General features: G+C 35.2%; 11 protein-coding genes. 3 read left to right on the forward strand and 8 right to left on the reverse strand.

Going from position 1 to position 12,461, the window contains the following annotated elements; all coding sequences use genetic code 11:
- Positions 1–159 precede the first annotated feature (159 nt).
- The 4 genes from GMB29_RS24710 to GMB29_RS24725 all read right to left on the reverse strand — a co-directional run bounded on the left by GMB29_RS24710 (position 160) and on the right by GMB29_RS24725 (position 7,141).
- Positions 160–945, reverse strand: coding sequence for an SGNH/GDSL hydrolase family protein (locus GMB29_RS24710; RefSeq protein ID WP_136352295.1), 786 nt, complete (start codon positions 943–945; stop codon positions 160–162).
- Between the two features lie 101 nt (positions 946–1,046).
- On the reverse strand, positions 1,047–1,607 hold the full coding sequence (locus GMB29_RS24715) for a hypothetical protein (protein WP_136352294.1): 561 nt from the start codon (positions 1,605–1,607) through the stop codon (positions 1,047–1,049).
- Between the two features lie 136 nt (positions 1,608–1,743).
- Complete coding sequence (locus GMB29_RS24720; protein ID WP_136352293.1) at positions 1,744–2,691, reverse strand: nuclease-related domain-containing protein; 948 nt, start codon at positions 2,689–2,691, stop codon at positions 1,744–1,746.
- 418 nt (positions 2,692–3,109) lie between these two features.
- On the reverse strand, positions 3,110–7,141 hold the full coding sequence (locus tag GMB29_RS24725; RefSeq protein ID WP_136352292.1) for a leucine-rich repeat domain-containing protein: 4,032 nt from the start codon (positions 7,139–7,141) through the stop codon (positions 3,110–3,112).
- Positions 7,142–7,378: 237 nt separating this feature from the next.
- On the opposite strand from GMB29_RS24725, the gene tagU reads away from it, so the two are divergent.
- Together tagU and GMB29_RS24735 are read left to right on the forward strand one after the other, a co-directional pair.
- Positions 7,379–8,329 (forward strand): polyisoprenyl-teichoic acid--peptidoglycan teichoic acid transferase TagU, encoded by a 951-nt coding sequence (tagU, locus tag GMB29_RS24730; RefSeq protein ID WP_136352291.1) that lies wholly within the window; start codon positions 7,379–7,381, stop codon positions 8,327–8,329.
- A 147-nt stretch (positions 8,330–8,476) separates the two neighbouring features.
- A complete protein-coding gene (locus GMB29_RS24735) occupies positions 8,477–8,734 on the forward strand; it encodes a hypothetical protein (protein ID WP_136352290.1) in 258 nt (85 codons plus the stop codon).
- Between the two features lie 49 nt (positions 8,735–8,783).
- On the opposite strand, the gene GMB29_RS24740 is transcribed toward GMB29_RS24735, so the two are convergent.
- Positions 8,784–9,245, reverse strand: coding sequence for a hypothetical protein (locus GMB29_RS24740; protein WP_136352289.1), 462 nt, complete (start codon positions 9,243–9,245; stop codon positions 8,784–8,786).
- Between the two features lie 300 nt (positions 9,246–9,545).
- On the opposite strand from GMB29_RS24740, the gene GMB29_RS24745 reads away from it, so the two are divergent.
- On the forward strand, positions 9,546–9,971 hold the full coding sequence (locus GMB29_RS24745; protein WP_136352288.1) for a hypothetical protein: 426 nt from the start codon (positions 9,546–9,548) through the stop codon (positions 9,969–9,971).
- 167 nt (positions 9,972–10,138) lie between these two features.
- Here GMB29_RS24745 and GMB29_RS24750 read toward each other — a convergent pair whose 3' ends face one another.
- The 3 genes from GMB29_RS24750 to GMB29_RS24760 all read right to left on the reverse strand — a co-directional run bounded on the left by GMB29_RS24750 (position 10,139) and on the right by GMB29_RS24760 (position 12,453).
- Complete coding sequence (locus GMB29_RS24750; protein WP_196305212.1) at positions 10,139–10,957, reverse strand: histidinol-phosphatase; 819 nt, start codon at positions 10,955–10,957, stop codon at positions 10,139–10,141.
- A 110-nt stretch (positions 10,958–11,067) separates the two neighbouring features.
- Positions 11,068–11,622 carry a PepSY domain-containing protein gene (locus tag GMB29_RS24755; protein ID WP_136352287.1) on the reverse strand — a complete coding sequence of 185 codons (555 nt, stop codon included), beginning with the start codon at positions 11,620–11,622 and terminating at the stop codon, positions 11,068–11,070.
- Positions 11,623–11,724: 102 nt separating this feature from the next.
- On the reverse strand, positions 11,725–12,453 hold the full coding sequence (locus GMB29_RS24760; RefSeq protein ID WP_136352286.1) for a PepSY domain-containing protein: 729 nt from the start codon (positions 12,451–12,453) through the stop codon (positions 11,725–11,727).
- Positions 12,454–12,461 lie beyond the last annotated feature (8 nt).

The following is a 12,461-nucleotide window of genomic DNA, read 5'->3' on the forward strand; positions in this document are numbered from 1 at the left end:
TTCATGCATAAACAATTTTTAAGGTTTGGGCACTTTCCTTTCTTGCTATTAATTTACATGTATATAAAAGAAGAGGCTCTGATAAAACTTCAGATCCTCTTCTTTTTATTATTACTTCAAATTTAGATAGAAAAATAGATAAAAGAGTATTTCCTTTGTCTATTTAGCAATAAAATAATTAATTAAGAAATCTGCCCATACCTTATTCCCTTTTTCATTCGGCTGGCTGTTATCTATTAAGTATTCTTTCATTGTTTCATCGGCTAATTCCGGCCATTTTTCCCAATGATTTAAATAGATGATTTTATTCGTTTCTGCAAAAACCTTTAATTCGTCAACCTGCTTTGGATAAAAGGTAGCACCATGTATTGGATTAGTCGGTTGCATAAGAATGGTTACATCCTTATTAGATTCTTCCCAAGATTTTATCATCGTTTCAATATTATTAATCGTATTTGGCACACCAATTACGCCACTATTATCATTTAACATAAACGGTTCAAATAAGATAACATCTGGTTTTAACTTATTCACTTCTTCGTATGATTTTTGTTCAACAACATCAAGAGTTGTTTTGTTACCTTCAGAAAGTACAGTAACGTTGAATAATTCTTCACCATATATACCCTTTAACTGTTTTGTAAGTAGGTATGGCCATGCTCCTTCTTCATCAGAAGTTGCATCAGATCCATAAATAACTAATTGCAATGGCTTTCCAGAGCTAATCGCATTGTTCATTTTTTGCTGTAGCCCTTTAGGTAGATTACTAGAATATGTTGAGATGTCTAGCTTAATATCTTCCTCTACATTTTCATCGGAAGCTTCTCTATTTGTATTTTTCATCTCTTCACCATGTGCGGAAATTTTATTATTCCAATGGATATTTCCAAAAATAATAGCTGCTCCGCACACAATTAGTGTAATTAAAACTATAAGCTTTTTCACAAGTATTTCCCCCATTAATCGACATTTTCCTATATAAAATTATACACAAAAACTCGCAATCTACAAAGATTTCCCATAAACAGAAATAAACTTCCTTTTTATTAATGAAAGGAAATCATTTGTAAGTTTTGAATAAGTTTAAGCTCTTCTTTATGCTTTTCTTGCTGTAGATTAATTTGAGCTAAACATTCATCAATTGTTAAACACTTGCCACTGTTAACAAGCTGCAGCATTTTTTTTATTGCAGTTGGAGTAATATATGATTGTGGGATGGGTGATCTTGCAAGCTCTTGTAAAATGGCAAATCTTTGTTGATCTAATTCAAAAACGGACTTATTTGAAGTTGTTTTGGGCTGTGGTTTTTTTGGGACATTTATCAATTTTTTCGCAAAATAAATATATACCCCTATTGAAAGGAGAGCTTGTACGACTGCTATGGATAGCATATAATCCTTTACTTCGATTAGAAAAGAACTAATGACATATGTTGATAATATTGTAATACTGATGATTGCCATTACATATAAGATATGTTGTAACAATGAAATGTTAACTTGTTCATTTTGAATGTTTCTAGACTTGTAGTCTTTATAACTATTCATTAAAATAGCTAGTTGCTCTTCTAATTGTGTTAAATGCTGTTTCAACTCCTGGCCGGCCATGTTCAAACTCCTTTACTACCTAATTTGTTCTCATAGTTTATTTCGACAAAATTCTGTTTTTATTTAGTATAAATCAGGAAAAAGTCTAGGCTATACAGAATTCATGTTTCAGGGGGGGATTGATAGTATCAAAAATTCAAGAAGTAGATTCTCCTTTATTAGTGCCACTGCTCCTGAGTTTTAAAGAAAAAAGTAATTTATTTGCCACAGATGTAGAGGAAATCTTTAAAAAATCCCTCATTTTTTTATTTGTAATGGTAGTGTCGATTAGTAAAGAATAGTCTTTCAGAGCAGAAATATGGGCATCTTTTGATACAAAACTGCAAGTTTCACATATCCACTTACCTTTCCTTCTTTCCATCGGAATCGCTTGACATTGCGAGCAAATGACTCCTTTTATAATATCTGATTTTTGTATTTGGTAATGAGTAAGAATATCAATCTCAAGAGGGGAATGACTGTCCAATATGAACTTACTGAGCTGCAGAAGCTGCTCCTCACTTATGTAATTCTTTTTATTCGTTTGTTCAAGTTTCATCATCACAAATGGGAGTTTCGCACTCTGAATAACTTTACGATAGATTTTTTCATTTTGAGGAGTTGTTCCAAGGATGGTACGCGGTGTACTGATGATAACCAGTGATTCAACCGGCATGTCATAATGAGCAAGTCTCAACCATTTTTTCAATTGATAGCTTTGACGTTCTACCTGCAAAATTGGATCAGGAAAAGCTTCTTTCTTCTCATCTTGAATTCTAATCAGTTGGTTAAAGTTACTATCAAAAAATAAGGTTCCTGCATAATTTTTCACTTCTAATATCAGAATGAATTTTCTCGAAAGTATGACAGTATCTAATTGAAAATAGTGTGCTCCATCGAAAAGCCTAACATCATGTAAAATGAAGTGCTTGTCTGGAAGAAACTCAAGATAGTAATCAATACTTCGTTCTCCAAAGTACCCAGCTCTCCTTTTTGCCAAATCCCCACTAATAACATGGTACTTCTGATGATCGGTCGGAATTCTAAGTTGCAGCATTTCTAATTTCTTAATCATTTCGGGATACAACCGCTGTTTCATGATCATTTCATCATTCCCTGTCCTTTATATTTATTCTCTATCTCATTCGTCATGATTCTTACTACATCCTGCTAAGCCGAAGAATGACGTATTGTACGAAATTCATATTTTATTGTCCTGTTCTAGGTATATATTGTCTATAGTTGCTAAATTATCATCTAGAATCTGTATTTTATCAGCCGAATACATTATTTTATTATCCGAACGGGATCTTCGCCCTTTGGAAATAACTTATTGTCCGAAATTCATGTATTATTGTCCGAATTGATCTTTTTATTGTCCAGTTCTAACTTTTTATTGTCCTAATTTCAAATATATTGTCCGAATACAGTATTTTATTGACCGCCCGACACATTTCGACACATCTCCCCTTCATTTTAACTGCAAAAAAAGGGGGCCATTAGGCCCCCTTTCTTCTTTCAGCTTACATTTCATTAACCTTTTTTCTTTTTTGAATAAAGAGTACCGCACCGCCAAGACTTAGTACAATAAGTCCGATGATCAAATAGTTATACATCATTGAAGCCGTTTCTGGAAGCTCTCTATTTGCTTTTTCTTCTGATCCATCAGCTGGAGGATCCACAGTGGTAGGAGGATTTTTTCCTGCCGAAGGTGTTGGTGCTTTTCCTTCTTCTTCTTTGTCCACATCTTCTCCCTGATCGCCATCATTCGGAGGAGTCACTGGGTCCTCTCCTTCTTCTAATAAGAAGAAAATAGGATTTTCCACATAATCTTCTGTTCCAGTGATTTCGAACTGGAAGCTTATTTCATTTCCATCTTCTGTTGTGAAGATGATTTCATAATTTCCGATTGGCAGTTCAAATATGTCAATCGGTTCATCATCTGTGTAGTCAATTAATCTACCTTGTTCGTCAGACCAACCGTAACGATATACTTGTTCATTTTCTTCATCAATTCCATATAGGTCGAACATGGCATCAACGACAGGCACATCTTCTGTTTTATATACAAACATGCTGACGTCCTTAACCGAACCTTCAATTGGTAAAGTTGTTGCTTCACCATATACATAATTATAATAATCTTCTTCATCTACAGTTACATCAAACAAATAATCTGTAAACGGAGTAAGACCTGTGAAGGTGTAGTTCGTTTGGCTGCTATCTAATATAATCGTTTCAACAAGTTCTTCACCGAAGTTCGAATACAAATTAACGACATATTCGCCTTTCCCCTTCGGCAGCATTTTATCCCACGAAATAGAGATTGAATTTTGTGTAACTTCGTCAATGTGTAGTTCAGGTGTACTGTCAATATCTACATTAACGTCTACACCCCAGTCTTTTAATTGCTCAATGACCTCTTTAACTGAGTCTGCTGAAAGATCCAGTGTAGAAATATTGTACAATGATACTCTTTCAAGATTAGTCATTGTTAATAATGGAGTAATATCCTCGATCATTGTTTCATCTAAGATCAGCTCATAAAGATTTTCAAGATTTGCGATGCTAGTAATATCCTTAATTGGATTATTACTTACATCTAAGTAGTAGAGATAATCATTTAGTGCCGCTAAAGGTGCAAGATCCTCAATTTGATTGTTTGCTAGATTAATAAAGTTTAATCTTGTTAAAGATTCTAAAGCTGAAATATCGTTAATATGATTGTTCATCAGCGAAATATCTTCCAGCTTAGTCAAACTACTAACAAAAGAAATATCTGTTAATTCATTATTCATAATCGTTAATGAATGGAGGTTTTTGATTTTTGCTAAACCTGAATAACTTTCGATTTGAGTTTCATCAATCGTGATTTGCGTTAGCTCTGTTAAATTTTCAAGTGGTGCTAAATTTAAAGGAGCTGTATTTCGATAGACACTAAAATCATTAAGGTTTGTTGCATATTCCAAGCCTGTAAGGTCGGTAATATCTGTTTCATGCAAATATACTATCGTTAACTTTTCTAAGTCACTTTCTTGTGGATCACGATCAATACCTAAATCCTCTTTAACGAGTTCCTTAAGGGCTTCATCTTTAAATACGACTACATCCCCTGACGGTTCACCCCATGTTGTTCCATCAGTTATACTACTTAGTACAACCTCTCCAGCCTCGTTTAAAGCTTTTACTTCTACTTCATAATCTGTTTCTGGTTCTAGCTTCTCAATTTTCAAGTAGTTTTCATCACTTGCTAAGATTGTCTGTAAAAGTTCTCCATTTACGTAGATTTCAAATGATGAGATTTCCTGCTCACCATAATAATCCCAATATAACTCCATCGAGTTTTCTGTTACAGCATTGATATAGACGTCTAACCACTCTTCTTCTTCCTCTGAACCGTCATAGGCAACCATCACACCATTATTTTCAAGCTGTTCGATGACTTGTGCAACAGATTCATTAGATAAATCGAGATTTTCCGTATCGTGTAAAGCAACATATTGCAGCATGTCTAACTCTACTAATTTATCAATATCTGAAATCAATGTTCCGCTTAAATAAAGATCCTTTAAGTTGCTTAGCTGCTCAATTCCTGCAATTGATTCTATCGGATTGTTATCAAGATCCAATACTTCTAATTGTTTAAAGTTTTCTAATCCTGATAGAGTTTTAATATTATTATCATAAATTGTTAAATTCTTTAAATTAGGTAAATTTGGCAATGTTGACAGACTCTCTAAATCATTACCTTCAAGAGAAAGGTCAGCCAATTTATGAAGGTTAGCCAAAATCGATAGATCTTTTATGCCTGTTTCACCTAATGACAAACTTTCTAATTGATCAAGCTCATTTAAAGGAGAAAAGTTAGTAATTTTGTTTCCTGCTAAGTATAAAACACGTAGATTTGCAGCCGATTCTAAACCTGTTAAATCTGTAATTCTTTTTTTGTAAAGAAAAAGTTCTTCTAAAGATTCCATGTCAGTTGCAACAAGATCCCTGTCCAAACCAAATTCAGCTTTAATAGCCTTTTCTAGATTCTTATCAGGAAAATCAATTTTTTCACCTGATGGTATTTGAAGTGTTTTAAAACTAGACACAGCTAGTCCTAGTTGTTCGCCCTGATTGTCATATGCAATAATTTCAACATCATATGAGGTATTAGGATCAAGATTTTCAAATGTATAACTCGTTTCTTGAGCATCCACTTTCACTATGTTACCAGCAACTTTAACTTCGTAATAATCTACCTCGTTTTCACCAGCATATTCCCAGTTAATAATTGCTCGTGCTTCATTTGCCTTTATCGCATCGATATACAAATTGTAATAATCATCATGGTTAATTATTAGTCCATCACGTTCGAGGGAGGCAATTTCGTCTTGTAAAGTAAAGTATAATTCACCATAGATTGTTAATGTTGTTAAATTTGCTAATTGCTCTAAAGGTAAGATCGTTGAAAGCTCTAAATAACTAATATCTAATGTCTCTAATTTAGATAATGTGGAAATTGGTTCAATATTTTTTATGCCTGTCTCTGAAAGATCAAGGTAATTAAGATGCACTAAATTTTGCAGAACAGAAGCATCATTAATATCGTTTCCTGCTAGTTCAAGCTTTTGTAAATTTGTTGCCTTTTCTAACCCCGTTAGATTTTTAACACCTTCATAAGATGCATGAAGTGTTGTTAAATTTTCCATATCTGATAGGTAAATGTCATTTCGATCTAACTTTAATGACGATTTAATGACACGTTTTAAAGCTGCGTCTGGAATCGAGACAATTTCCTCTGTTGGTTCAGCTGCGTCTGGAACCGAAACAATTTCCTCTACTGGTTCAGCTGCAGCGATGTTTTTGGATTCATCGCTAATGTTTTCTTCTTCAATATTTTGATCTATATTTTCTGGTTGCTGTGAAGCTGAAGTTTTTACATGTTCTTCTGCTTCTGTTAAAACGGAACCGTCTTTTATTGCTTTAATATTAATAGAATAGCTTGTCTCACTTACAAGATTCTTAAATTCATAGGTTGTTTGTTGTTTAATATCTTCAATTACTTTTCCATCTAAAATAATCTGATATAAATCCGCATCTTGGTATTGAGGCCATGTCACCTTGATGGATCTGTCTGTAACATGATCAATGTTTAATTTGAATATGTCTTGTGCTTCATTTCCTTGTTGAAAGGTCACATCAATTGGTTGTGTTTGAAGTTCTGTATCACCTATTCTTTTAACAGAATATGTATATGTTTCATCTAAAACCACTTGTTGGTCAATAAACTGATATGTTCTTTGTAGGTTTCCTTCTGAATCAGTGGAAGATTCAATCATTTCTGCCGAAGCAACTTGCTTCTCCTCAGCATTCTTTATTAATGTAAAACTTTCATCAGCCTGTGATGAAGAAGTTGTTCTCCATTGCAGCTGTATTCCATCCTTATTACTTTTAGCTGGTAAAAAAGTTAAGCTGTCGTTTACAGCAACTGCTTTTGGCGAAAATGGGATGAATAGGGTCATTAGTAATGTAAAAACTAGTGATAATGAAACGAAACGTTTAATCAAGTTCGTCTTTCCTCCTATTTTTTTCTATATATTGTCAGAATAATTATAAGGATTTCTATCCTATCTGCCTATTATAATCAATAGACAAAATTCGACAAGCCTTGAAACTTTTTATGAAGACAGGACGTCTATTGATTGGAAACATTTTTTCACAAAAAAAAGATTGTGATAATAGGAGGAGAGCACTATAATCGTTATAGTTAGACCATTAATATGAATAAAAAGGATGAAATATATATGAGAGCAGAAAAAAAGAAGAAGAAAAAGGTCTTATGGATCATTCTTAGCATAATCGGTGTTCTTGTACTAAGCACAGGCGGATATGCCTTTTATCTTTATAAGTCAGCTGCTGACACGGTTGCAAGTATCCATGAGGATTTAGATCGGGAAAAATCTGATAAACGTACCGAAGAAGTGAAGTTTTCTGAAAAGGATCCCATTTCGATCCTTTTAATGGGTGTTGATGAACGTGAAGGTGATGTCGGTCGTTCTGATTCGTTAATTTTAATGACTGTAAACCCTAATACAAACTCAACGCAAATGGTAAGTATCCCGCGTGATACTAGAACTGAGATTGTAGGAAAAGGCAAAGAGGATAAAATTAACCATGCTTATGCATTTGGCGGTACAGAAATGGCATTAGACACGGTTGAAAATTTCCTTGACATTCCAATTGATTACTTTGTAAAAATCAATATGGAAAGCTTCAAAGATACAGTTGATGCTGTTGGTGGTGTTGAGGTAAATAACACACTTGATTTTACGTATGAAGGATACGAATTCAACAAAGGATTAGTTTCTTTAGATGGTAAAAAGGCGTTAGCTTATACGAGAATGCGTTATGAAGACCCACGAGGTGATTTTGGCCGTCAGGATCGCCAGCGTCAAGTCATTGAAGCTGTTATTAAAAAGGGTGCAAATGTTTCTTCGATTACAAAGTTTGGCGACATGTTTGGCGTTGTTCGTGATAATGTAAAAACAAACCTTACCTTCGATGAAATGTGGGAAATCCAAGCTAATTATAAGGCTGCAAGCCAAAATCTTGAACAGTTCCAAGTCAAAGGTTCAGGAGATAAAATCAATGGCATTTACTATTATATTGTTCCAGAAGAAGAGCGTTTAGCTTTATCTAAGCAGCTGAAAGAGCATTTGGAAATCTCTGAGAATACAGCAAGCACAAGTGAATGAACAAGTCAGTCCTTAATGGGCTGGCTTTTTTTAGTTATAGTGATACAAATCCTCTTGAGAGTTATGATATATTTATTTGGGTATATGTATAAAATAAGCAGAGCACCATATCCTTTAAAGTAAACGAAATTGAAGGAGGTTTTTATTGTGGAATTTTCATTAGGACTCATTATTTCTATTGCAATTGCCATTTTCTTAGCGGTTGACGCACCAAAGCATAATCGCAGCCCATGGCTTTGGGGAATTTTAGGCTTCATCTTTGGACCAATCGTTCTCGGTATTTATTTAATTGTGACAGGACGAAAAGTACTTGGCTGGATTATCTTAATTCTTTCTATATTACTTATTCTTCTCGTTATTTTGGTATTTGCAGGAGCTATGTTCTTTATGTTTAGCGGAATGTAAGATGAAAGGCCGTGCACATTGATGAGTGCACGGCCTTTTTTCATTCCCTCTAATCAAACTCCCAAACAATTACCCATTCTTCCTCTACCTTCACAACATACACTTCCTGCACAACAGTAAACGTCCCAAACTTACTATTAAAGGTTTGTTGGACTTCAATCCGGAAGGCAGTTGGGATCTTATCTTCATCCTCAGCCATTTTCCAATTTTGCACTTCTTCTGCCTCTGAAAGCTTGAAGGAGAAAGTCTCCACACCGTAATGGCTCATATAAATATGTGAACGCTCCGTTACATACCCGTTTTTTGAAAAACGCTCCTGTATCATAGGATGAAACAGCTCCCATGCACTGCCAAAGTCACCTTCCTGCTCATATTGATAAAACGCCTCGACGATATCAACTGGATCCTCATCACCAAAGCCAGATAAAACCCTAATCATCATGATGACCAACACAATGATAACGATCATGATGATTAAAAGTGGAAGTTTACTTGATGGTCTTCTCCTCATTTGTCCACACCTCGCAGCCTGTCTAATAACAAACTATGATGGGATGTGGACGAATATTCGAAAGAAAAATGAGTAGCCTGTATCCATGGCTTTAAATTTAAAGGATATGATTAAGAAATTTAAAATATAATAGCATAGCCACCTCAGGTGATCATGAGGCGGCTTACATTTTGTTCACAAAAGACACCAATGCTCAGTCCCGTTGTTAAGTTTCGTTAACAAATATAGGAAACGATGCACTCTTGCTAAAATCACTGGTATAATAAAGTTTACTAAAATGAAGAAACGAGTGAACTTTTTATGAGGGATGGCATTTCATTTATTGTTGAGATTGTTAACAACATCCACGATATTTTAATTATCATGATCAATGATATTTTCGGCATGCAGATGACGGATAAGGACATGCATTTCTGGATTATGGGCTTTATCGGTATTTTTACCTTTGCATGTGTATTTGTCATTTCAAAATGGTTGTCACAATTTCCATTCGGCCTTCATCTGATCGCCTTTTTATATACCTTAACATTTATGTTTGTCCTCGTTTTCGCTATTGAAATTCAACAAGCGATAACAAATCGAGGCAACATGGAATTTATCGACGCTATTATCGGACTTTGGGGATTTATCGCCTTGTTTTTAGTATATATAGCAGTTGCAGTGTTCTTTATATTGATGAAAACGATCTTTAGAAAGATACGAAAAAAAGATGATATAGATATATAATAAGACCGGGAGAATCTCCCGGTCTTATTGTATGTGCAAATACAATATTGTCCACTTATAACATTATATTGTCGGGTTTATCCGGTTTATTGTCCACTTTTTATTATATATTGTCCGATTTCAGAAGAATATCGACCATTCGACAATATTCAACATCTCCCCCATGCTTATAGCGGTGTCATATACCGTTTCTTTTCAATAAAATAAGCCCATTCCGAAAACCCGATTTCCTTCAACCGCTTCTGCACTAGCTCAAATTCATCGCCAATCCGTTCTGGTGTATGTGAGTCAGAGCCAAAGGAAACTTTTACATTATAAAAGAGTGCTCGTTCTAAGATCTCATCTGCAGGGTACCAGCCGCCGCAATCTTTTGTTTTACCTGATGTATTGATCTCGATCGCGACATCTTCTTCACCAATGATTTTTAAAGTTTGTTCAATGGCATCTGTTTCAATTGATGTAAATTCCGGATAAAATCCTTTCATGGCATCAATATGGCCAAGGATTTGAAATACGCCGCTTTTTGCTGATTGTTGGATTAAATCATAGTATTCTTCTTTCACTTGAATTTTTTGCTGTGATGTTAAGCCTTCCCAACGGCCCTTTTTAAAAATGTTTAGATCCTGAACATAATGGACAGAGCCAATCACATAGTCAAAAGGATGTAAAAGGTATTGTCTGCGATACACGTCAATATGTTCTGGATAGAAGTCACTTTCCATTCCTAGCAAAACATGAATTTTATCTTCATATTTTTTCTTTAAGCGAAGGACTTCATTTATGTATAGAACGAACTCACTTTTGGGCATAGCAATCGTTGGATAGAGATGGTCTTCCTCACTATAAAAATATGGGGAATGATCGGAAATTCCGATATAGTTCAAGCCGTATTCAATTGCTTTCTTTACATAATCCTCGATTGTGCCAATTGCATGTCCACAGCGCTCATTGTGTGTGTGCAGATCGAATTTTATTGTATCTGTCATTGATGAATTCTCCTCCTAAAATTAACCAGTTTTTCTTTATCATAGCCTAGTTTTTCGTTTTTCGCTACCTATGACAAAGACCCCCATCCTCTAAGGTGGGGGCCAGCTTATTAATCGTCATCATTGTCATCGTCATCTTGTTCAAGCTCTAACACTTTTCCACTAGTTGCATCAATTGTGATTTCTGCTTCACCATTTGATGTGTTAAGCTCCATTTCATATTCAAATCTTCCATCATCTTCATCTAATTCGATTTTTACGATTTCACCTGTGATGTTCTTTTTCGCAATGGCAACCGCTTCATCCTCAGAAATGACGGCTCCTTTAGCAGCTGCTTCTAATTCACGATCATCGTCATCATCATCATTGCGATTTTCTTCAACCTTTAAAATTTCAGCTGAAGCAGCATCCACTTTAATATCAAACTCTTTCTGATCCTTTATAATATCGACCTCATAATAGGATTGACCATCTTCTAACTCCACACTCTCAACTGTTCCGTTTACCTTCTCCAGCGCTGCCGCTTTGGCTTCTTCTATACCAATTTGTTTCGTTGTCTGTTCTGCCTTAGTCTGATTATCCTCTTTTGCAAAGCTATGATTGATTGCAACTGAACCACCTAATACCATCGCTGCAGCTAATGTAATTGTGACCATTTTCTTCATTTCTTTTTCCTCCTATAATTTGTTTTTGTCTTACAGTCTTTACTATAGACGTCAAAAATGAGAGGAAAGCGAAAGAAAGATTAAAATTTGATGAGAATTCGTTTATTCAGCGTCATCATCTCCATCATCTTGGTCTTCCCACGTAACAGATTTAACTTGTCGGGTGTAAGCATCCACTTGAACAACTGCCTCGCGGTCATCTTCTAACTCAACTTCGACTAAATAGTATGGCGTCTGATTTGGAAGCTGATGGTATTCTGCTTCATCATCACCTGTTCCATTTAGATGTTCTTCAGCAATCACTATGGCTTCTTTTTCAGAAATAATCGTAGCCGTTTCTTTTGTTGAGTCAAGTATAGCTCCTGAATATGGGTCTAGTTTGAGGGTAATGACTTCATTCTTGTTGTGTACAACTGCTTTATAATAAGATCGGTCTTTCTCTTGGACATAATCAATGGATTCTAGCCTGCCCTGTGACGAAATACGATTCTCTATTTCTTTTTCGGTAAGTTTCTTTTCTGGTGTTTCTTGCGGTCCCTCTTGTTTCTCTAGGCCCTTTTGTCTTTTTATCGATATAACATCTCCGCTTTTTGCATCGATTCGAATAAGATACGTCCCTGTTTCCAGCTGCATATCAATTTTATATTCATGATCTGTTTTTGTTGTCTTCATAATTTCTCCAGGGTATTTTGCCAGTGCCACCTGTTTTGCCTCTTTTTCAGTCAAGTTTTCCGCAGAAAAGGAAGGTGCCAGCCATTGAAAACCGACAAATACAAGCAGCGTAAAAATGACAACGACTGCTGCTGTCCATAGCCATGTTCTTTTCTTCATCGTATCAC

The sequence above is a fragment of the Metabacillus sediminilitoris genome (assembly GCF_009720625.1).
Lineage (GTDB): Bacteria > Bacillota > Bacilli > Bacillales > Bacillaceae > Metabacillus > Metabacillus sediminilitoris.